Annotated in this window: 15 protein-coding genes and 1 pseudogene; 2 read left to right on the top strand and 14 right to left on the bottom strand. The window is 68.6% G+C overall.

Annotated elements, in window-relative coordinates; translation table 11 throughout:
* Nucleotides 1-31 precede the first annotated feature (31 nt).
* The 13 genes from ACIRDU_RS19335 to ACIRDU_RS19275 all read right to left on the bottom strand — a co-directional run bounded on the left by ACIRDU_RS19335 (nt 32) and on the right by ACIRDU_RS19275 (nt 16,824).
* Complete coding sequence (locus ACIRDU_RS19335; protein ID WP_403580991.1) at nt 32-1,075, bottom strand: hypothetical protein; 1,044 nt, start codon at nt 1,073-1,075, stop codon at nt 32-34.
* Nucleotides 1,072-4,107: a flavin reductase gene (locus ACIRDU_RS19330; RefSeq protein WP_403580988.1), complete on the bottom strand. Its 3,036-nt coding sequence runs from the start codon at nt 4,105-4,107 to the stop codon at nt 1,072-1,074. The genes ACIRDU_RS19335 and ACIRDU_RS19330 overlap by 4 nt, the downstream gene beginning before the upstream one ends.
* Entirely contained in the window at nt 4,104-5,606 is a 1,503-nt protein-coding gene (locus ACIRDU_RS19325; RefSeq protein WP_403580986.1) for a 4-hydroxyphenylacetate 3-hydroxylase N-terminal domain-containing protein, read from the bottom strand. Before ACIRDU_RS19325 ends, ACIRDU_RS19330 begins: the two co-directional genes overlap by 4 nt.
* 11 nt (nt 5,607-5,617) lie before the next feature.
* Nucleotides 5,618-7,054: a hypothetical protein gene (locus tag ACIRDU_RS19320; protein WP_403580983.1), complete on the bottom strand. Its 1,437-nt coding sequence runs from the start codon at nt 7,052-7,054 to the stop codon at nt 5,618-5,620.
* A gap of 40 nt (nt 7,055-7,094) precedes the next feature.
* Nucleotides 7,095-7,343, bottom strand: coding sequence for a ferredoxin (locus tag ACIRDU_RS19315; RefSeq protein WP_403580981.1), 249 nt, complete (start codon nt 7,341-7,343; stop codon nt 7,095-7,097).
* Complete coding sequence (locus ACIRDU_RS19310) at nt 7,333-8,712, bottom strand: phenylacetate--CoA ligase family protein (protein WP_403580978.1); 1,380 nt, start codon at nt 8,710-8,712, stop codon at nt 7,333-7,335. Before ACIRDU_RS19310 ends, ACIRDU_RS19315 begins: the two co-directional genes overlap by 11 nt.
* Nucleotides 8,709-9,695, bottom strand: a complete 987-nt coding sequence (locus ACIRDU_RS19305) for a BtrH N-terminal domain-containing protein (protein WP_403580975.1) — start codon at nt 9,693-9,695, stop codon at nt 8,709-8,711. The genes ACIRDU_RS19310 and ACIRDU_RS19305 overlap by 4 nt, the downstream gene beginning before the upstream one ends.
* Nucleotides 9,682-10,359 (bottom strand): hypothetical protein, encoded by a 678-nt coding sequence (locus tag ACIRDU_RS19300; RefSeq protein WP_403580973.1) that lies wholly within the window; start codon nt 10,357-10,359, stop codon nt 9,682-9,684. Before ACIRDU_RS19300 ends, ACIRDU_RS19305 begins: the two co-directional genes overlap by 14 nt.
* The gene (locus tag ACIRDU_RS19295) at nt 10,356-11,045 is read right to left on the bottom strand and encodes a class I SAM-dependent methyltransferase (RefSeq protein WP_403580970.1); all 690 of its coding nucleotides are present in this window, start codon (nt 11,043-11,045) and stop codon (nt 10,356-10,358) included. Before ACIRDU_RS19295 ends, ACIRDU_RS19300 begins: the two co-directional genes overlap by 4 nt.
* Nucleotides 11,038-13,110, bottom strand: coding sequence for a molybdopterin-dependent oxidoreductase (locus ACIRDU_RS19290; RefSeq protein WP_403580967.1), 2,073 nt, complete (start codon nt 13,108-13,110; stop codon nt 11,038-11,040). Before ACIRDU_RS19290 ends, ACIRDU_RS19295 begins: the two co-directional genes overlap by 8 nt.
* The gene (locus tag ACIRDU_RS19285; protein ID WP_403580965.1) at nt 13,107-14,144 is read right to left on the bottom strand and encodes a BtrH N-terminal domain-containing protein; all 1,038 of its coding nucleotides are present in this window, start codon (nt 14,142-14,144) and stop codon (nt 13,107-13,109) included. Before ACIRDU_RS19285 ends, ACIRDU_RS19290 begins: the two co-directional genes overlap by 4 nt.
* A gap of 48 nt (nt 14,145-14,192) precedes the next feature.
* Entirely contained in the window at nt 14,193-15,464 is a 1,272-nt protein-coding gene (locus tag ACIRDU_RS19280; RefSeq protein ID WP_403580963.1) for a TrpB-like pyridoxal phosphate-dependent enzyme, read from the bottom strand.
* Between the two features lie 316 nt (nt 15,465-15,780).
* Nucleotides 15,781-16,824, bottom strand: coding sequence for a ParB N-terminal domain-containing protein (locus ACIRDU_RS19275; RefSeq protein ID WP_403580960.1), 1,044 nt, complete (start codon nt 16,822-16,824; stop codon nt 15,781-15,783).
* A 1,039-nt stretch (nt 16,825-17,863) separates the two neighbouring features.
* Between ACIRDU_RS19275 and ACIRDU_RS19270 the strand changes: the two are divergent.
* Both ACIRDU_RS19270 and ACIRDU_RS19265 read left to right on the top strand, forming a co-directional pair.
* Nucleotides 17,864-18,126, top strand: a pseudogene (locus tag ACIRDU_RS19270) (xylosidase); the annotation flags it as partial.
* 47 nt (nt 18,127-18,173) lie between these two features.
* Nucleotides 18,174-20,192: a non-reducing end alpha-L-arabinofuranosidase family hydrolase gene (locus ACIRDU_RS19265; RefSeq protein ID WP_403580958.1), complete on the top strand. Its 2,019-nt coding sequence runs from the start codon at nt 18,174-18,176 to the stop codon at nt 20,190-20,192.
* Between the two features lie 59 nt (nt 20,193-20,251).
* On the opposite strand, the gene ACIRDU_RS19260 is transcribed toward ACIRDU_RS19265, so the two are convergent.
* The gene (locus ACIRDU_RS19260; RefSeq protein ID WP_403580955.1) at nt 20,252-21,265 is read right to left on the bottom strand and encodes a LacI family DNA-binding transcriptional regulator; all 1,014 of its coding nucleotides are present in this window, start codon (nt 21,263-21,265) and stop codon (nt 20,252-20,254) included.
* Nucleotides 21,266-21,395 lie beyond the last annotated feature (130 nt).

Here is a 21,395-nt window from a genome sequence, read left to right as displayed (position 1 = left end):
GCGGCGACTGCGTGCCGCGGCCGGATGCGGGTCATGACGTGGCGGTGCTCCAGTCCTTCACGCCGACGACCGTGACCTCGGCCTCGACCCCGAGCGCGTCGCCGATGCTGCTGCGGATCGCCCGCCGCATGGCGTCCTCGTCGACCGCCCGAGGGTCGGCCACGGCGCAGGTCACGTGGAAGGTGCCGTCCCGGACGGCGCAGGCGAAGTGCGGTGCGAGCCTCCTGTGGCCGAACACGCTCCGCTCCACGTCGAGCGCCGAGACCAGCCCGTCCGGTCCGCGTACCGCCGAGGCCGTGCTGCCGAGCGGCACCAGGACCCGGCTCGCGGAACCGCAGTCACAGCGGCGGTCCGCCGGCCACAGCTCGACGACCTCACCCGTCGGTGAGCCGTCCAGGAGCAGCTCGCCGCGCGACCCGCCGCGGACCTCGGCCCGCAGCCGGTGATCGCACAGGTGCAGTGCGCCGTACTCGCAGGCGACGGCCACCGTCGGCGTCGTCGGCGTCCCGTACAGGGTGGAGGTCTTCGCCGCCCAGGCGGCGCCGATGCGGTCGAGGCGCTCGGTGGAGCAGGCCTCCCCCACGCAGACGATCGTCCGGATCGTCGAGTCCGCCGGCCGCTTCCCGAGCGACACCGCGAGGCCCGCCAGCTCGGCGGCGAAGCTCGGCGCGCACACCAGGGCCGTCACCTCGTACTGCTCGATCAGCCCGAGCAGCCGCGGCATCGGGCAGATGGTCCCGCTCGTCCCGACGCTGATCACCGAGGCACCGACCATCTCGATCACGCGGTCCACCTCGGCGCCGATGAACGACAGTTCGTACGGCACGGCCGACACGACGACGTCGTCCTCGGTCAGCAGCCGGCCCAGCGCCAGCGTCAGGTCGATCTGGTTCAGGATCCACTCGTCGCGGGTCATCACGATCGGCTGGGATCCGCCCGAGGGGTCGACCCGTTCGCCGTACCGGGCGCTGACCGGGTCGCGGCCGTCGGCCGCGTTGCGGATGTCCGCCGTGTCGCGGGTGAGGAGTTGCAGGAACTGCTCGTAGTGCGTGGCGATGGACGTGGTCGTCGTCACCTGGCCTCCGCTTCCCGGGCGAATCGGCGCCACCCGTAGTCGTCGAGAGCGCTGTCGCCCCGTTCGGCGCGCAGCAGTGGCCGGCGGCCGGTGCCGGCCTCCATGTCGACGCTGACGACCGTCGCCAGGACGAACTCGTGGTCGCCGATCCGGTAGGACGACTTCAGGCTGCAGTCGAGGGTGCCGACGGCGCCCGACAAGCGCGGGCAGCCGTTGGCGGAGGGCGTCCACGCCAGGGCGTCGAAGCGGCTGTCCGGCCGCCCCTGCGAGAAGGCCTCCGAGACCTCGCGCTGGTCCTCGCCGAGGATGTTGACGCAGAACCGGCCGGTGTCCGCGATGGCGTTCCAGCTGGTGCTGCCGGAGCGCACCAGGAAGCCGATCAGGGCGAGTTCGTCGGAGACGACCGTGAGCGAGCCGATCACCAGTCCGTACGGTGTCGGCCCGTTCCGCTGGGACTGCCGTGCCGTGCCGGCGACCACCGTGACGGCCTGCGGCAGTAGCTCTCCGATGACCCCGAGGTCCGGCGCCGCACTCGACCGCCGGCCCTCCACAGGGGCGGGCTCCGGCGTCACCGCAGCGGGTTCGTCGCGCAGTCGGCGTACGAACCGGCCGGTCACGCTGGCCGGGTTGTCCGCGAGTTCCTCCGGCGTCCCGCTGTGCACCACCCGGCCGCCTTCGCGGCCCGCGCCGGGCCCCAGGTCGATCACCCAGTCGGCGATGGAGATCACCTTCACGTGGTGCTCGATGACCACGATGGTGTTGCCGGTGGAGATCAACCGCTCGAACAGGGCCAGAAGATGGCGGATGTCGGCGGTGTGCAGGCCGCGCGTCGGTTCGTCGAAGATGAACAGCGTGCGGCTGCGGCGCTGTTTGAGCAGCTCGCCGGCCAGGTTGAGCCGCTGCGCCTCGCCACCGGAGAGCGTGGTCGTCGAGCAGCCGAGTTGCAGGTAGCCCAGGCCGAACTCGCTGAGCACGCCGAGGGCCTGGACGACCTTGGGACTGTTTCCGGCGTCGAACCAGTCGAGGGCGTCCTCGACGGTCATCGACAGCACGTCGTGGATGTTCTTGTCGCCCAGCCGCACTTGCAGGACATGCTCCTGGAACCGGCGGCCCTCACACTCGGGGCAGACGATGAACTCGCTCTTGAACAGGGTCATCTCGATCTCGGCCAGCCCGAGTCCCTTGCAGGACTCGCACCGCCCCCCGGCGACGTTCGGGCTGAACTCGCCTCGGCCGAGTCCGCGCTCGACCGCCTCGGCACTGGCGGCGAAGGCGTCGCGGATGTGGTCGCTGATGCCGACGTAGGTGACGAGCGTGCTCCGGCTGGAGCGGCCGATCGGGCGCTGCTCGACGTAGATGACGTCGTCCAGGGCGTCGGCTCCCTCGATGCCGGTGCTCCGGTCCGCGGCGCCCGTCGACCGCTGGGCGATGGCCCGGGAGACCGATGCGTGGATGCCGGCCACCAGTGAGCTCTTGCCGGCGCCGGACACGCCGGAGACGCAGGTCAGTGCGCCGAGCGGGAACTTCGCCGCCTGGTCGACCACGTTGTTGCGGGTGATGCCGCGTACCTCGATCCAGGGCGCGCCGGCGAGGTCGGTCCTGGTGCGCGCCGGCCCGTCCGACGCCATCGCGGTCGCCGTCGGTGAGTCACCGGAGTTCAGCAGGTCGGCGAAGCGGCCCTCGAAGACGATCTCGCCGCCGCGGGATCCGGCCCCGGGACCGAGCTCGACGATCCAGTCGGCGGCACGGATCACCGACTCGTCGTGCTCGATGACGATGACCGTGTTGCCGAGATCGCGCAGCCGGCGCAGTGAGTCGAGGATCCTCCCGGTGTCGGCCTCGTGCAGACCGGCGGTCGGTTCGTCCAGGACGTACATGACCCCGGTCAGGTCGCTGGCCAGGTGCTGCGCCAGCAGGAGTCGCTGCAGCTCACCACCGGAGAGGGTGGTCACCGGCCGCCGCAGTTGCAGGTGCCCGAGGCCGACGTCCTCGATGTTCGTGCTCTGTTTGACGATCGCCGCGGCGAGCTCGCGGACCTGCGCCGGCACATCACCGGAGGAGAGTCCTTCGCGCAAGCGGGTGATCGAACGCGACAGTTCGTCGCTCTGGAAGTCGGGGAAGGTGTGCCCGGCCACCGTCGCCCTGAGCGATTCGGGGCGCAGCCTCCCGCCGTGGCAGGCGGGGCAGACTTCCCGTCCGAGGTAGTTGGTGAAGGCGTTCTTGCGGGCGGCGGACGACGCGTTGCGGTACGCCCGTTCCAGGAAGCCCAGGATGCCCTCGAAGCGGAAGTCGTTGGTGACCTTGCGGATCTTGAGCGTGTAGATCGTGTCCGAGCCGTGCAGCACGCGTTCGGTCTGCTCCGGGCTCAGCTTCTCGAACGGCACGTCGAGGTCGAGGCCGATGTCCGCGGCCATCGCCTCGAAGGCCTTGCGCACGTTGGGAACGGCGAACGTCCCGGGGTCGGCACCGTCCCAGATCTCGGTGAGCGTCTTCGACCGGTCCGGGATGATCTTGTCCAGGGAGAAGCCGACGAGTTCGCCGATGCCGTCGCACTGGAGGCACTTGCCTTCCTTGCGGTTGGGGCTGAAGTGCTTCGCGGAGTGCGGTTCGGCGAAACAGCCGCAGTCGTCACAGAACAGGTCCGCACCGGTCGGGCCGAGACAGGCCGGGCAGACCGGCCGCGAACCGGCGCCGAACAGCAGCCGGTACAGGCCGTCGAGTCCGGTGAGGGTCCCCACGGTCGAGCGGGGGTTGGAGTAGCCGCCGTCGCGCTGGCGCAGCGCCACCGGCGGCTGCGTCCCCGCGATCCGGTCGAACTGGTAGTCACCGTCGCCCATGTCGAGGGACTTGCTGGACAGGGCCCCCAGGTAGAGCGTCTTCGAGTGTTCGAAGAGGGTGTCGATGACCAGGGACGACTTGCCCGACCCCGAGACGCCCGCGGCGACGACCAGCTTTCCCTTGGGGAAGGAGACGTCGACCGACTTGAGGTTGTGGGTCGTGACTCCCTCGAGCCGAATGCTGTCGAGACTCATGTGGTGTCGTTCCGCCCTTCGGCCAGGTTTCGGGCCTGGGTTTCGCAGCGCTTCAGGTCGGGATACCGGGCGTAGAGCATCGAGCGGACCCGGGCGGGATCACCCCGGTTCCACGTCTCGTAGAGCTCCTGGCGCATTCCGAAACGGTCGACGGCCAGATCGGCGGCGAGCCGGAAGATCCGGGACTTCTCGTCCACGCCCATCTCGCGCCCGCACATGTACGTGTCCAGCACCGCGCGCAGCTCGGACGTGCCCAGATCGGCGTCCGAGGGCTGCATGATCAAACCGGACGCTCCGATCTGCCGGATGATCTCCGAGCCCCGCGTCGAGAAGCGGCCGGCGACGGCGTCGAGCGCGGCCGTGGAGCCGGGGGCGAGCAGACCCGAGGCGGTGGGCCGGCTCTCGGCGTCGATCGCGGCCAGGCCGAGCCGCACGATCTCGACATACGAGGTGAGTTCGCCGAGAAGGTCGCTGACCTGCCGGAACTTGTCGACTCCGATCGCCTGGGCCAGCAGCGACGCGACACCGAGCATGGTGCGCAGCCGGTGGTAGTAGCGCAGCTGGCCGGTGTAGAGCGACCACTTGTTCAGCTCGCCGAACCCTCGGACGGCCGTCTGGGAGTCGTCGAGCAGGAAGACCCGGTTCATCGGGATGAACACGTCGTCGAACACCAGCATGGCGTCCTGCTCGTCGTAGCGCGCGGAGAGGCCGCCGGAGCCGTCGGCGTACGACGTGCGGCACAGGACGCGAAGGCCCGGCGTCGCCAGTGGAGCGGCGAACCAGCAGACATAGCTGGGGTCTTCGCGCAGGTAGTTCGCGGGCGAGAGGTAGATGAGCACCTCGTGGGCGTACGGCGCCAGGGTGGCGATCTGCTTGGCTCCCCGGACGACGATGCCGTCGGCGCCGCGCCGCACCACCCTCAAGCCCAGTTCCGGCCGGTCGGCGGGCGTGGAGGAACGGTCGATCTGCGGGTCGCCCAGGCCGTGCGTCAGCGTCAGGTCGTTCTCGCGGCAGTAGTGGTAGTAGTTCTCCGCGTTGCGCCCGAACTCGGGGTCCACCTTGGCCAGTTCGAACCGGTAGTCGTACAGGCCGACCACGACGTTCGACATGAAGTCGGGGATCCGGGAGAGCTGGCCGTAGGAGGCCTGTGCCCACCGGTGGGAGTTGGCCCACTTGCGGCTGAGGTCGTCCCGGTCGGCCGGCGCCAGGTACGACAGGCTGACGAGGTTGCCGGAGGCCTCCGACCGGTAGAGCATCTCGTCCGTCCGGTCGGGCAGGTGCTGGGCGTCATGGAGACCGGCCAGCGTGGACAGCATGGGCCGGAAGCCCGGGTCGCCGGTCACGTCGACCCTGCGTCCGTCGGACCAGACTTCCCGCTCGTCCTTGAGGCTGGCGACGTACTCGGTCCCTCGCCAGGCTCCGCCGGAGGAGCCCGGCAGAAGGGCGATCTCGTCGGTGGGCATGGCGCTGTCAGAGGCTGTGGATCCTGTGGTGGTCACCGTCCGCGCTCCTACGGGTTCCGCTCGGCCGCACCGGACCGGAACGGCTGGTAGCTCTGCTCTTGCACCTGGGGGAAGTACTCACGTGTCGCCTCGCCCACCACCCGCATCAGCTCGGAGTCGAGGGAGCTGGGATCGGTGATGAGCTTGGCCAGCGGCGAGTCCGGCACGGCGTTCGTCAGGGGCGTGCGGCGTGCCCGGTGGATCGTCGCCAGGGAGTGCTGGGCGTTGGCCGCGTCCCGCATTTTGTAGACGGCCTGGGGCCCGTCCGGAATGCCGATCATGGACTTGGTGCCGCCGCTGCCCAGGCAGTTGCGGGGCATGTGCAGATGCTCGTGGCGCCACTGCTGATGGGCGGAGTGCAGTTTGAACGCCTGGTCGACCACGGTGTGCCGCAGCCATGCCTCCGGGTCGTCGTGGCGGCGTGCGTCGATGTCCCGGAGGGTCTCCTCGAGCGAGGACCTGCCGAGCGAGCGCAGCCAGGCCTCGAGGTCGTTCCACATGTGCTTGAACAGGTCACGGAACATGTGCTGTTTGATCGACAGCGAGTGGGTGCCGCTCGCGGGTCCCAGGTTGGTCCGGAACCCGTGGTACTCGCCGGTCGCCAGGTGTTCGGCCATCACCCGCTGCGCGTCGACCACCGGATCGAGCAGTTCCCGGCAGGCCGTCAGGTGCTGCGCCGCCCGGCTCAGGGACGAGGTGCGGATCGCCCGGATCGCGACCTCGAGGTGGTCGTTCGCCTCGGCGCAGAGAATCTCCGGGACCTGGTGCAGGGCGACGAACTCGCCGTGCAGGGTACCCGCGTCGAGCTCGGTCGCGGCGACCGCTCGCGCCAGGGTCTCGGCGGAGATCAGCTCGTCGGTGCTCCGGCTCACCCCGATGGGTACGGCGGTGAGGTCACTCTCCCACTTGGACGCGTCGTGGCAGCCGATCCGGATGCCGTGCAGCACGCGGTACAGCGAGTCGTCGATGCTCTTGGTGGCGATGGTGGAGCGGGTCAGCTCAGGTGCTCCTGCCAGCAGCGAACCCTTGGCGACGTCCTCCAGCTCCCGGAGCGCGTCGACGTAGGCCGCGTAGCCGGCGGACTCGGAGATGCTCACGGCCGTGGCCCCGGCGGACCCGCCGGCTCCGAAGACGCTGCGGGCCCCGAACGTCACCGTGCCGAGCCCGCGCAGCAACCGGTGGAAGCCGACGGCCCACTGCACGTAGCGGGAGGCGGCCGGAATGTCGTCGGCCAGCAGGCACGCCTGGGTCCTGCGCGCCAGCCGGGCCAGATTGAGCAGGCACACCTCCGACGCCTGGAGGACGGCGCACACCGTCGAGTCGTACGTGCCCTCCGGCACCCCTCGTGCGGCCCGCGCCTCGCCGAGCAGGTCGATGCGGTGCAGCTGGTCGTAGCTCTCGGCCACCGGTCCCAGTGCGGTCATCTGCCGTCGGCCGGCGCACATGTCGCCTTCTACTGGATCGTCCAGGCTTGACATTGCGCCATCACTCCCCGTCAGGTGCCGCTGAGTACCGGATCGATTCGGTGGGGCAGGATTCGAATGCGTCGAGGACCCGCTCGAGTTCGTCGGGCGTCTCGGGCTGTTTGCACACGTAGTGGACGTCGTTGTCGAGGTCTGCGTCGAAGTTGTCGGGCGCCAGGTCGTTGCAGAGCTTGCAGTCGATGCACGTGTCATCGATCTTGAAGCGCCCGTCGATCGGAATGCGCGTCGGAAGCGGCAGTTCAACCCTCACCGGCGGCCCCTCCTCCCCCGTAGGCACTGAAGTTGCGCATCGTCGGTTTGGCCGAGGTTCGCAGCGCCGTCTCGAACCGGTCGGTGTCCAGCCGGCCGAATCGGGTGGACGCTCCCAGACGGTCACGGACACCGGCCGCGATCGTTGCCCAGGTCGCCTCGTCGGCGCTCGACGGCGGCAGTGCGATCTCCAGGACATCCCCGTAGATGTCGAAGGCGAAGTAGTACGGCGCGGTGGTCATGGCGCTCAGGACGATGTCCTCGATCTCCAGCTGGGAGGTCCAGCGGTCACCGACCGGGATCCGGTCACCGATCCGGCCACGATGGTGCAGCCGGCGCAGCGGGGAACCGCAGCGGCACGGCGCCGGCTCGATCCGGCACACATCACCGGTGCGGTACCGCAGCAGCGGCATGGCCCGGCTCGCCAGCGTCGTCACGGCCAGCTCACCGACGGAGCCGTCCGGCAGCCGCTCGCCGGACTCCGGATCCACCACCTCGAAGAACGTCCGTGTCTCGACCAGGTGCAGCTCACGCTCGCGGCAGAACATGGCCAGCGTGTTGGTCTCGGTCATGCCGAACATCGAGTACGCGACGGCGCCCCACTGGTCGGCCAGGCGCCGCTTCTTGGCCGGCGACGCCCCCTCCCCCGCCATGAGGATCTTCGAGACGGCGAGGTCGCGCCGCGGGTCGATGCCACGGCGGCGGGCGATCTCGCCGAGGAACAGGGCGCGCGTTCCGGAGCACACCAGGGTGGTCGCACCCGAACGCAGCAGGGCATCGACCATCCGGTCCGGAGTGCAGGACGGTGAGGCCGCGCCGAGCGGCACGATCGTGCACCCGAGGATCTCGATCGCGCGGTCGAGGTCCTGGCCCACCCCGGCCAGCTCGTACGGGACGGCGATGGCCGCGACGTCCCGCTCGTCCAGCACGGCGGCCAGCAGCCCGGCGACGGTGAGATTGTTCTCCAGCCAGTCCGCCATCGTGAAGAACGCCGCGATGGGGCGCCCGTTGCCGGTGCCGGAGCTCTCGTCGAACCGGATCACCTCGCGCCGCGGCACGGCGAGCATGCCGAGCGGGTAGGCGGCGGAGAGATGGTCACGCGTCGTGAAGGGAATGGTCTCGAACGCGTGCGGACGGCCCTGCGCGGCCGCCCGGGCGACATCGGCCGGGACGACGTCGGCGTAGAACGGCGAGTTCCGGCAGGCGTGCTCCACGGTCGCGGCGAGCGCCTCCGCGGCCCATGCGTCGAGCGCCTGCCGGTCCAGTGAGGTGACCGCGGCGACCTTCCGCGCGATGTCGACGCGGGAGACGAGGGTGTCGCGCAGCCTGCTGCGCGGATCGTGGCCGGCCGGCCGGGTGAGCGTGGTCATCGGGACGCCTCCTCCAGCCGTGCCATCGCCGTCCGTTCCTCGGCCGCGAGGCTGTCGACGATCGACGCCGCCTCGTCGAGGGAGTGCCGGGCACCGGCGTCGTCGGCGTCGCGCAGCAGGTTCGCCACGTCCGTCCAGTGCCGGGCGATACGGCGGTACTCGACGGCGAGTTCGTCATAGGCCGCGATGCCGGTCAGCTCGTGCGCCTCCTCGAGGAACTGCGCCCACAGCGTCCGGAACAACCCGCCGCCGGTTCCGCCTTCCTCCATGCTGGCGCCGACGGCGGCCATCGCCTCGACGGGACGGTCGAGCCGGTCGGGCCATCCCCGCATGAGCGAGCCGGCCTTCGCGATGCCCTTGAATCCCATGTTGGTGATGGGCGGGGTCAGGAACTCCCGTGCGGTGGCCAGGATCGAGGTCTGGCAGGCCTTCGCGAGGATCGACTCGTCGTACCCGCGCGGGTCCACCCGGACCGACAGGTTGCGCGAGGACATCGGTCCCTTGGCGGAACGGGCCCGGGCGAGGCTCTCCCGTGATGTCGACTGAACACCGAGCGACCGGGTCTCGACGACGACGAACCTGTCGTCCTCGTATCCGATGCAGGCGACGTAGTGCGCGGCGAAGTGATGGTTCTCCCGCGCGTAGTCGAGGTGGTAGCGGTCGAGTTTGAGCCCCACCACATTGCCCTCGTCGAGGGCCTCGATCAGCGTGGCCTCGGCCTTCGCCGCCGAGGACGTCTCCTGGGTCCGCAACTCCAGGGAGAGCGCGTCCGCCACGTTGCGCATGAGGTGGTCGGGCTTGACCCGGCCGGCGAGGAACGGGTTCGGCATCTGTTTCGAGTGCCAGTACAGGAACGACAGTCCTTGTCCCAGCCCGAAGATCAGCGGCTCGCTCAGCTCGATGTCGTGGTTGCGGAGCATGTTGAGCAGCGCGGTGGATTCGCAGTGCTCACCGGAGTACGGCGAGATCTCAATGACCGCCATCGCCGTGCCCCGTTCCGCCGCGCGGCGCCTCGTAGACGATTTCGAGCACGGAGCCGCTGTCGTTGTTGCGCAGGTGCCCGTAGGTGTGGCCGAGTTCGTCCGCCTCGGTGAACGCGATGTTCTCGAGGTGGTCGACATCCCGGTCGAGGACGTCCAGGAGGTAGCGGACGTCGGCGTCGGTGTGCACGTCGATGGCGACGTGCGACATGAGGCGCCCGCGTTCGCCGGCCGGGCGGTCCGCCCAGGGGCCGAACCGGCGGCAGGCGAACATCTCGATGACACGTCCGTCGGAGAGCGCGATCGAGTTCCACCAGCCCGGCGTGCCGTACTGCCGGGGCGAGATGTACGACGGGCCCATCTCGACGGTGGTGATCAGCCCGGACGCCCGATGGTCGTTCAGGTAGGCGTTCCAGCCGAACACCTCGTCGTCGCTGTCGTAGTCGCCCATGTAGATGCCGACGTGGTTGACCCCGGCGAACTTCTCGACGACGTGGTCCGGCGCGTATCCGCACCAGGCCGACAGGTACTGCCCGCAGTCGAGGTCCCGCCACGTGCTCGACGTCTGGAGGATCTCGTCCCAGGTGCGGTCGAAGCCGGCGCGGTCGGGGAAGCGCCCGTCGCGCGTTGCGGTGATGGCCGGCGAACTTCCCGCGAGTGCGTTCATTGCGTTTCCTTCCTGCCCGTGATGACGATCCCCATCTGCACTTCCGTCACGACGGCCGTGTCGAGCGCGGTGCCTCGCAGCAGCTCCTCTACCTCGCTCTTGACGTACGAGGACCGGATCGAGGTGCGAAAGCCCGGGCGCATGTCGGCCGCGATGTTCGCCTTCATGAACTGGAACGTCGTCCGGTCGACGTCCCGGCGCAGGTCGGAGACGCAGTACCGGCCGCCCGGCCTGAGCACCCGGTGCATCTCCGACAGGGCGGTCACCGGATCCGCCCATTCGTGCAGCGAGGACGCGCTGATGACGTGGCCGAAGCGGTCGTCCTCGAACGGCAGGGCCAGCACGGTGCCGCATTCGTAGGCGCAGCGCTCGGCGACGCCGTACCCGTCCGCGTTGGCGCTCGCCCGCCGGAGCATGGCCGGTGAGATGTCGAGGCCGACGAGCCGGGCGGATTCCTCGGCCTGAGTGATCCATTCCAGTCCCAGGTAGCCCGGGCCGCAGCCCAGCTCCAGGACCTCACCGGAGGTGATGCCCGCCGCCAGGATGTCGTCGATCTTCTCCTGGAGCCAGCCGTTGTCCCGGATGTGGCGCTGCATCTCGTCGTACTTGAGGGCCAGTTCGTCGCCCTGCAGGCCCTCGTCGGTTTCCGGCACCCGGGCGGCGACGGTGCCCCGCGCGCTAGCCACGGTCCGGCTCCAGCCGCCGTATTCCCACTGCTACACCTCTCATCGTCGCGCTCCCCATGTGCACGTCGGAACGGTCGTTGCCCGTCAGGAGATTGACCGAGGATCTGAGCGACTCGTCGATTCCGGGCTCGCCCGGATACCACCAGCCGGCGTCCGCCATCACGACGTTCGGTGCGACGGAGTCGGAGATCTTGACCGTCATGCGCACCCCGCGCGCACCGGCCCGCGTGAAGAGGTCCACCTCTTCGCCGTCCGACAGCCCTTCCCGCTTCGCGGTGTCCGGATGGACGGTCACCCGTGCCGTCGTCTGGCCGCGCGAGGTGGTCGGCAGTTGGTGGAACTCGGTGTTGTAGAACTGGCGTGGATGGGCGCTGGTCATCACGTACGGCAGGGCGGGGTCCGCTGCCGGCGGGTGGCGGAAGACCGGGAAGGGCTCGTAACCCATGGCCCGCAGCCCGTGGTTCATCAGGTTCACGCGCCCGGACCGGGTACGGAATCCGCCCTCGCGGTACTTGCGGTACCGCTTCTCGTTCCGGATGTAGCCGATCTCCGTGAACTGTTCCCAGGTGAGCTCGATGCCGGCCAGCTTGGCGTCGAGAGCGGCTTCCAGCGAAGGGAAGAAGTGCCGGCTCAGGCCGAGCCGCTCGGCGAGTTCGAGGATGATCTCCTCGTCCGAGCGGCAGCCGTCGACCGTGGCGATCTTCTGCCGTGCCGCGATGTAGGAGTTGAACTCGACGACCTGGTCCCGCTCGAGCCAGCTGGAGGCCGGCAGAATCACGTCGGCGTACCGGGCGGTCGGCGTCATGAACAGGTCGCACACGACGACCAGGTCCAGCTTGCTGATCGCCTCGCGGACCAGCTCGGTGTTCTCGTGCGAGGCCAGGATGTTGCTGCCGAAGATCACCATCGAGGTGATCGGATACGGCGCCCCGGTCACGATGGCCTCGTGCAGGTCTCCCGGCGCGACCCAGCCGGACATCGAGAGGATCTTGTGCTTGTCGCCGCCGATCCGCTTCTTCGCCTGCTCCTCGGTCAGCAGATCCGACCGGGGGAAGGCACGCCGGCCCTCGATCGGCATCGGCTCCCAGATCACGTCGCCGCCGGGGGCGTCGATGTTTCCGCAGATCGCGGCGAGGAGGGCGATGGCGCGGTGGGTGTCGAAGGCGTTCTCGTTCTGCGACAGACCGGTTCCGGCCTCGATGCACGCCCGTGAGGCGAGGGCGTAGGAGCGGGTGGCTTCGTGGATGAGCTCGGGGGTGAGTCCGGTGGTCTGCGCGACCCGCTCGATGTCGTACGCCTTGACGTGCTCGGCGAGTTCGTCGAACCCGGAGGTGTGCGCGGCGACGAAGTCGCGGTCGTACCAGCCCTCGTCGATGACGATCTTGATCATGCCGAGTGCCAGTGCGCAGTCGGTTCCCGGCTGGATGGCCAGGTGGAGGCTGGACCGGGCGGCGGTCTGCGTCCGTCGTGGATCGACGGTGATGACGCGGCTGCCCCGTTCCACGGCTCGCAGCAGTTTCACGCCGATCACACCGTCGGAGTGGGTGCTCGGCTTGTTGCTGCCCCAGAGCAGGATGACCTCGGGATCGCCGTCGTAGTCGCAGAAGGTGAAGGCGCCGTACGTCATGATCGAGGCCATGACCCGCGGATAGAAGCAGACGTGAGCCGGGCCGACCACGTTCGGCGTCCCGATCGCGTTCGCGAGCCGGAACACCCATTCCTGGTAGTTGCGGTCGGTCCCTTGGCCGAGGACGACGGACTCGGGCCCGTGCCGGCTGATGGTCGCGGCGAGCTCGCCGGCGATCCGGTCGAGGGCGGCTTCCCAGCTGACCGGCTCGAAGGTCCCCGAGCCGCGCGGACCGGTCCGTACCAGTGGCGTCGTCAGCCGGTCCGGGCTGTGCAGGAGGTCCAGTGACGCCTTGCCCTTGATGCAGAAGTAGCCCTGGCTGGTGGGGTTGTCCGGGTCCCCGTGGATGTCGGTGGGGACGCCGTCCACGAGCTCGACGATGGCGCCGCATCCGCCGTGGCACATACGGCAGACGGACTTCACTCGGGTGACCGTCAAGCCGGCTCACCCGCCCGTTTGGCGGCCGAAACGAGCAACCCCTCGAAGAGGGCCTGTTCGGCGTCGGCGATCGCGTCCAGCCGCGCCGCGACGGCTTCCAGTTGCCTTCGCCCGTCGTCCGCACCGCCGTAGGCCATCAGCATGCCGATCGCCTGGTCCCATTGCCGCTGTACGTCGCCGAAGTCCTCGATGAACGGGTCGAGTTCGCAGTCGTCGTACCGCTGCCGGGCCTCCAGCAGGAACTCACGGTAGAGCTTGCGGAAATTCGCTCCCCCGGTTCCCGCGAAGCGCCAGAAGCGGCCGACGCCCGGCACCATCTCGTCGGCGGAGGCGAGTGTGTCGCTCCATCCGGCGATCTCGGAGGCGGCCCGTCGCATGGCGCGGATGCCGAATCGCGGTCCGCGGTCACCGGTCATCCGCTCCGCGGTCAGCCGGATGGCGTTCCAGATCTGCTCGCGCAGGACCGCGTCGGTGTCGGCGGTCAGCCGCGCCGATGGCCGCTCGACGTACAGGTGCAGATGGGGCGACGGCATGAATCCTTCGTCGGAGGCGCGGGCACGGCGCAGCGACTCAGCCGGAAGCGTCTGCGCCCCACCCTGCTGCTCGGTGTCGACGACGTGGGCGACGGAGTCGTCGAGCCCGTACAGCGCGATGTAGTGCGAGGCGAAATGGCTCCGGGACGAGAAGTAGTCGAGGTAGAAGATGTCGACGGACACTCCGACGACATGTCCCGCGTCCAGCAGCTCCGTCGCCGCTGCCCATGCCGATTCCGAGTCGGGCGCCCTTGATTCGCGCAGTTCCATACCCAGGGCCGAGCAGGCGTTGCGGGACAGCAGGGCGGGCTCGATCCGGCCGGTGAGCATCGGCGTACCGTCACCAGGAGCCGGTGCATCCCAGTATTGGAAGTCGATCCCCTGGCCGAGGCCGAACAGCATGGGTTCGGACAGGTCGATACCGGCATGGTGGATCATGTTGCGAAGAGTGGTCGTCTCGCAGTGAACGCCGAGCTGGGGCTGAAATGTCGCCAAGCGCATATGGCTTCCCAATCGCAAGGTGCGAAGATGCCGTGAACGATGGTGCGGCTATGCGTCGAGCAGAACGTCGTTGTAACCCTGCAGATCGAGGAAACCGGAGCCACTGGCCAGGACCACGATCACCGGTTCAAGGTTTTCCGCGTCGGCTTTGGCTACGACATCCAAGGCCGCGGCGACCGCGTGACCGGCCTCGGGGGCGAGCAACAGGCCCTCGGTCTGGAGCAGTAGCCGGCCGGCCTCGAGCGCCGTCCGCTGGTCGAAGGCGACGGCGTCCAGGACACCCTCGCGTCGTAGCAGGCTGACCAGGGCGGAGCTGTGATGGTTGCGCAGACCACCGACGTGGTTGGGCGGTGGGATGAAGCTCTCCCCCATCGTGTAGCCGAGCACCTCGGGGGTGAATCCGCCCAGGTCGGTGCGGCCGTACTCGTAGACACCCCGGGTGAGCCGGGGCGCCGCCGTGGATTCGGCGGCGAGGAAGCGAAGGTCCGCTCCGTCGGTCCTGGCCCGCAAGTGGGGGCCGATGAGACCGCAGAGATTGCTTCCGCCACCCGAGCACGCGATGAGGTGGTCGCCGCGCCCGTCGACGCCCAGGTCCTCGCCGTAGGTTTCCTTGAGCTGCTTCGCGACCTCGAGCCCGAGCAACGTCTGGTGGAGGTAGACGTGCGGCATTCCGCTGCCGGCGAGATACGCGGCGGAGGGGCTGCCCAGAGCATGCTCGATCGCGTCGCTGATCGCGGTGCCGAGACTGCCGGGGTGGTCCGGGACTTCCCCGAGGATCTTTCGTCCGATCGCCGTGTGAGTCGACGGCGACGGCCGGACTTGGGCTCCCAGGAGTTCCATGTAGTGACGCCGGTAGGGCTTCTGCTCGAGCGAGCACCTCACCATGAAGATCTCGGCCCGGAGACCGAACATCTTCGCCGCGAGCGCGACACTCATGCCCCATTGACCTGCCCCGGTCTCGGTGACGAGAGTGGTTCGCCCCTCCTCGGCCGCGTAATACGCCTGGGCTATCGCGGTGTTCAGCTTGAAGCTGCCGCTGGGAAGGACGTCTTCCCGCTTGAGGTAGATCCTCGCGCCCGTACCGAGATGCTTCTCGAGCCGGTGTGCCCGGTGCAGCGGTGTCGGCCGGCCGCATTGCCGCAGCCCCTCCACGACCGGTTCGGGTATCGCAACCCATTGCTCGTTCGGAGCGTTTTGCTCAATGAGAACTCGCGGCCGGACTTGTGCGGATATCTCCGCGGCGGTAGGGCTTCCGGAATCCCTGACCTCGGGCATGGGGCCGGGCAGATCATTCAGGAAGTTATACCAATGCGTTGGCATCCCCGGTAAAGTCACGTTCCCCCGCTCCCCCGCTCCAAAATTGTGAGAGTCACTGTACGAAGCGTTCGAGCGCCGCGCAACCGTTTGACCTCAGGTCGAAAATTCAACAATTACATCTCTCACCCTCGGCTGAGGGCCCGCGCCCGGTTGATCAGCTTCCGGAAACCACCAGGAGCAAAGGCCGTTGTGTTACCCCATCTGCGCGTCAGCGTTTCGCGGAAGAGTCCGCAATAGGTGAGGAGACGACGTCGGTGGAATCAACCGAAGGCGCCGAACCGAAGGCACCGGCAACGGCGCCTGCCGAACCGGCCGAACGCTATACGTCAGCGTCTCGGGAATTGATCCGTTCCGTCAAAGATTCCGCCAGGAGCTGCCAGCTCTCGGCCTGATGCCGTGCCAGCTCGGCGATCAATGGCGCGCAGTGGATGGGCAGGCTGCTCGCCATCGCCGCCCAGTCGTGCGGCTGCGTGGCCGAGGGATCCAGTGTCCGCAGCAGCTTTCGGCCCACCTCCGTGAAACGAAGCGAGGGATCGGCCCGCAACCGCAGGACCGCCAGTGACAGGTCCGCACTCGCCGGGTGCGCCCTGGGACGTTTCGCCATCGCGGGGTGGCCGGCCCCGCCCTCCCGGGCCGGCCCCTTGGGCGGCTGCACCGTCGTCTGCGGTTCTGCTCGAACTGCGCGCGCCCGCTTTCGCGCATCCTTCGCCGTGGTGAGCGAGATGCCCGCGGCGCGCGCCACCTCCTGTGCGGACGCGTCGGGATTGGCGGCGAGGTACACCAGCGCGCGACTGCGGCCTTCGGCCGCGGCGAGGGGGTAGGCCACTCCGTCACGCCCGAGTCGCACGGAGGTCGGGTGCGGAAGTTCCGCACCCGACCTCCGCCTGAGCGCTGCGATGGTCTTGTCCGACAGGCCGACGACCCCGGCCAGCCGCCGGTTGGACCACTCCGGGAAGTCGGCAAGCATGTGGAGGGCCGCGGCCTTGCGGTCGGCCAAGGAGAGCGGCAGTCCGTGATTGCTGTTCAGCTTGACCGCGAGCACGAAGGCTTCCCGCTCGTCACCGTTGAAGAGCACGGCACTTATGTGCGTGGCGCCGCTGTTCTCCACCGCCCTGAGCCGGTGCACACCGTCGATGACGCTCATCGTCTTCCGGTGAAGGACGATCGGCGGCAGTTCGGAGCACACTTCGGCGAGCGCATTGATGTGCCGTGGGTCCTCCCCGACCGTACGGAGTGAGCCCACGACCATGATGCGGCTTATCGGTACCCGGGTGATCTCTGATAAGAGTCCGCCGAGGTGCGGATCCGGGTGACGGAAGTGCTGTTGTATCGGCTTCTGTGCGGATGCAGAGATCTGGTCCATCACTCCTCTTCCTCAAGGAATTCCCAGCGGACTACCAGCTGTCGTGCGACTCATCCAGGTGCGGATGACGTCAGGCAGCGCGGCGAACCACGGGTCGAGGAAAGAAAGAGCTTTCATGGGTCATCGGAAAGATGTACAACATCGAGTCTCCCCCGTGACGCAATGCCGAGAACCGACTCACGAACACTGTCAGGAGGATCGAGTTGATGCAAGACCTCCGCCAAACGCCCCTGTTCCGGAAGCCGATCATTTCTTGATCATTGATCGAGTGACGGCGGAAGTGCAAAGCCCCCCTGCAGGCGGAATGATCGACTCCCCGCAGGCGGACACGGAATATCACCGCTGTTGTACACATGATCCGTCTTGGTCACCCGTACCGGACAGCCCGTTCTCTTGGCCGGCGTGAAGAGCAAAGACGAGGCCACGGAGCTCCGAAAGCGGACGATCGTGGATGTGGTCCACCTGAGAAGGCGCCTCGTGGATGCACCCGACTTACGGTTGAACCGTGAAATTCATTCCACCTTGGGCGCTCAGGGCGGTTGCCGACTGACCTGAGCGGCCAGCAGGGCACCGATCAAAGTGACGACGGCGTCGACAACCGGGTCCGACACGTGGCGGAGGGCCGCTCCTGAGCTCTGGGCCGCGTGGACCCGGTCGTCGGCACGGTGCGGAAGGTGGCACGATCGGCCCCGCCCTCATCGTGCCCGGTACCGCACGCAGCGGCTGCCGGCCGGGGCGCACCATGGCCCTGATCGTGTGCGCGACGCCGGCGATCACGGCCTACGTCGGCCTCTTCGTCGCACAGTCCGTACTGTCCCGGCCTGTACCCGGCGGGACCGGCACTCGGCGGTCCGGTCCGACTTCGAATGTTTCGGACAACCTGACGAATCATGCGAGAGGGATTGACGAGTCTCCCCGGAGCTCTACCATCCAGATTGCCCGGTCGATCGATCCGCGTTCGATATTTCGGAGGAAGTAGCCGCTCCACTCGATCGAAGGAGGGGGTAACCGCGCATGGATCTGTCATGCTCTCGTCAACGGCAGCGGCACCGAACTCGCGAGCGCGGCCCTTTCAGGCGGCCGGATCCGGCTGCGAGCCCGGGCGGACATCCGCCTCGGCCCTGCACGCCCCGGCACCTTCTCCTGCAGCACCGACGGCACCACCTTCACCCGCCTCGGCCCCGCTCCCTGGGCAACGACTGGCGGTTCTTCATGGGCTACCGATCAGCCCTCTTCAACCACGCCACGCAGGCGCTCGGCGGCGCGGTCCGCGTCACGCGGTTCGAACTGTCCAGGCCCTGAACGACGGCATGGATCGCACCACCCAACCCCCCAACCCGAGGAGAACCATGAACCCGCTGAAACGGCTCGGCCGTCGCCGAGCCGCGGTCTTAGCCCTGCTGGCCACAGCCGCGCTGGTGACGCCCGGGACCGCAACCGGCGTCCCCGACGACGCCCGGGCGAGCACTCTGGGTGCCCAAGCGGCCCAGTCCGGGCGGTACTTCGGAGCGGCCGTGGCCGCCGGAAGGCTCGGCGACGGCATGTACACCGGCATCCTGGACCGCGAGTTCAACTCGGTCACACCCGAGAACGAGATGAAGTGGGACGCGACCGAGCGGTCCCGCGGCTCGTTCACCTTCGGTCCCGCCGACCAGATCGTCAACCGCGCGGCGGCCCGAGGCCAGCGGGTGCGGGGCCACACCCTGGTGTGGCACTCCCAACTCCCCGGCTGGGTCAGCTCCATCAGGGACGCCAACACGCTGCGCGGCGTGATGAACAACCACATCACCACCGTGATGAACCGCTACAAGGGCCGGATCCACTCCTGGGACGTGGTCAACGAGGCCTTCGCCGACGGCGGCAGCGGTCAGATGCGCAGCTCGGTCTTCCGGGACGTCCTGGGCACCGGCTTCGTGGAGCAGGCGTTCCGCACCGCACGATCCGCCGACCCGGCGGCCAAGCTCTGCTACAACGACTACAACATCGAGAACTGGAACGACGCCAAGACCCAGGGTGTCTACCGCATGGTGCGCGACTTCAAGGCGCGCGGCGTCCCCATCGACTGCGTCGGCCTCCAGGCCCACTTCGGCACCGGCGGCCCGCCCGCCAGCTTCCAGACCACGCTGTCGAACTTCGCCGCCCTCGGCGTGGACGTCCAGATCACCGAACTCGACATCGCGCAGGCGCCGCCGACCGGATATGCCAGCACGGTGCGAGCGTGCATGAACGTGGCGCGCTGTACCGGCATCACCGTGTGGGGCATCCGCGACAGCGACTCCTGGCGGGCCTCGGAGAACCCGCTGCTGTTCGACCGCAACGGCAACAAGAAACCGGCCTACCCGCCGGTTCTCTCCGCGCTGGGCGGCTCAGCCGCGGTGCAGAAGGCTGACACCCGTTCGCCCCGGTCCGCAGCCGCGCTGCCCTCCCGTTTCTCCTGGAGCTCCAGCGGCACGCTGATCTCACCGAAGCCGGACGCGACCCACAAGGTCGCCGGGATCAAGGACCCGACGGTCGTCCACCACAACGGCAAGTACCACCTGTTCGCCAGCGTCGCCAGCTCCTCCGGGTACAACCTGGTGTACCTCAACTTCAGCGACTGGTCCCAGGCCGGTTCGGCCACGCACCACTATCTGGACCGCAGCGCCATCGGGCAGGGCTACCGGGCCGCGCCGCAAGTCTTCTACTACGCCCCGCAACGCCTGTGGTACCTCGTGTACCAGACGGGCAACGCCTCGTACTCCACCAACCCCGACATCAGCAACCCCAACGGGTGGAGCGCACCGCGCCACTTCTACTCGTCGATGCCGGACATCATCCGCCAGAACATCGGCAACGGCCACTGGGTCGACATGTGGGTGATCTGCGACAGCGCCAACTGCTACCTGTTCTCCTCCGACGACAACGGGCACCTGTACCGCTCGCAGACCACCGTCGGCCAGTTCCCGGGCGGATTCACCAACACCGTCATCGCGGCACGGGACTCCAAGTACGCCCTGTTCGAAGCGAGCAACGTCTACAAGGTGCAGGGCAGCAATCAGTACCTCCTGCTCGTCGAGGCCATCGGATCGGACGGCCGGCGCTACTTCCGCTCCTGGACGACAACCAGCCTGGCCGGCTCCTGGACGCCCCTGGCCGCGTCCGAGAGCAACCCGTTCGCGCGGGCCAACAACGTCACGTTCCCCTCGGGCGCCTGGACCCGGGACATCAGTCATGGCGAGATGATCCGTGCCGGTTACGACCAGACACTCACCATCCCCGCCTGCCGGCTCCAGTACCTCTACCAGGGCATGAACCCCAACGCGGGCGGCGACTACAACCTCCTCCCCTGGCGACTGGGGCTGCTCACCCAGACCAACTCCACCTGCTGACAGCGTGGGCCCCGCCGCTCGTGCGGGGCCCACGCCCCTCATGGCCGGAGGCGCTCGCCTCAGGCGCTCGAGCGGGTGACCAGGCGTGTGGGCAGGATCAACGGGGTGGGGTCCTGTCCGCTGATGACATTGACGAGCATGCGCGCCATCTCTCGTCCGAGGGCGGTGATGGGCTGATGGACGGTGGTGAGGGGCGGATCGGCGACCTGGGCAACGGTCAGGTCGTCGAAGCCGACCACAGCGACGTCGGCTGGGACCGCCCGGCCTGCCGATCGCAACGTACGCAGCGCCCCCGCCGCCATGTTGTCGTTGGCAGCGAACACTCCGTCCACGTCGGGGTGGTCGGCCAGCAGTACGGCCGTGGCGGCGGCTCCGCTGGGCTCGGTGAAGTCCCCCTCCTGCGGCGGCAACGGATCGAGGCCGGCCGCCAGCAAGGCGTCCCGGTAGCCGCGGTACCGGGCGCGCCCGGCCTCGGTGTCCAGACGCCCGCAGATCGCAGCCACGCGAGTCCGGCCGCGCGAAACCAGGTACTCGGTCGCCTCGCGTGCTCCGCCGACGTTGTCGACGTCCACATACCACCGGGGAGCCGGACCGACCGGGCGACCTCCGAACACGACCGGCATTCCCGCCTCTTGGGCCATACCGGGCAGCGGATCGTCCTCGCGCAGCGCCATCATCATGACGCCGTCCGCGCCCTTGGACCGGAAGAGTTCCTCCACCCGCTTGCGGCCCCGGGCGGAAGCGGCCAGGCACAGCATCAGATGGAGGTCGGCCTCATCAAGAGCCTGCGACGCCCCCACGATCACCTGGGCGAAGAACGGGTCCGCGAAGATCGACGGATCCTCTCCGGAGACGACCAGGGCTGCCGCTCCCGTCTGACGGGTGGCCAGAGCACGGGCGGTCGGATTGGGCACGTAGCCGAGTTGCCGGACAGCCCGTTCGACCGCATCCCGTTTGGCACGGCTGACATGCGGAGCGTTGTTGAGGGCACGGGAGGCCACGGAGCGGGAGACACCGGCGAGTTCGGCCACCGCGTCGAGCGTCGGCTGCCGACGCGGCACATCTTCTGCCATGAACCACGAGCCTTTCCCTCACGACCGGACGGGAAGCGTCTCACCCCGGCCCATGACCGTGCCACCCTCCGTCTTGGCCGATCATGGCTGGGAGCGCTTCCAGTCACGCAGCCCCGGAAGGTGTTCCCTC

This window comes from Streptomyces sp. NPDC093598 (assembly GCF_044764825.1).
Taxonomy (GTDB): Bacteria; Actinomycetota; Actinomycetes; order Streptomycetales; family Streptomycetaceae; genus Streptomyces.
The sequence above is the reverse complement of the archived record's forward strand: the minus strand, read 5'-3'. Positions and strand labels throughout refer to the sequence as shown.

Bases quoted from the DNA above. Each gene is read 5' to 3' on its own strand.
- ACIRDU_RS19330 (WP_403580988.1), bottom strand. From the start codon at position 4,107: ATGAGTCTCGACAGCATTCGGCTCGAGGGAGTCACGACCCACAACCTC.
- ACIRDU_RS19320 (WP_403580983.1), bottom strand. From the start codon at position 7,054: ATGTGCGCCGGCCGACGGCAGATGACCGCACTGGGACCGGTGGCCGAG.
- ACIRDU_RS19310 (WP_403580978.1), bottom strand. From the start codon at position 8,712: ATGACCACGCTCACCCGGCCGGCCGGCCACGATCCGCGCAGCAGGCTG.
- ACIRDU_RS19305 (WP_403580975.1), bottom strand. From the start codon at position 9,695: ATGGCGGTCATTGAGATCTCGCCGTACTCCGGTGAGCACTGCGAATCC.
- ACIRDU_RS19300 (WP_403580973.1), bottom strand. From the start codon at position 10,359: ATGAACGCACTCGCGGGAAGTTCGCCGGCCATCACCGCAACGCGCGAC.
- ACIRDU_RS19285 (WP_403580965.1), bottom strand. From the start codon at position 14,144: ATGCGCTTGGCGACATTTCAGCCCCAGCTCGGCGTTCACTGCGAGACG.
- ACIRDU_RS19280 (WP_403580963.1), bottom strand. From the start codon at position 15,464: ATGCCAACGCATTGGTATAACTTCCTGAATGATCTGCCCGGCCCCATG.
- ACIRDU_RS19275 (WP_403580960.1), bottom strand. From the start codon at position 16,824: ATGGACCAGATCTCTGCATCCGCACAGAAGCCGATACAACAGCACTTC.
- ACIRDU_RS19265 (WP_403580958.1), top strand. From the start codon at position 18,174: ATGAACCCGCTGAAACGGCTCGGCCGTCGCCGAGCCGCGGTCTTAGCC.
- ACIRDU_RS19260 (WP_403580955.1), bottom strand. From the start codon at position 21,265: ATGGCAGAAGATGTGCCGCGTCGGCAGCCGACGCTCGACGCGGTGGCC.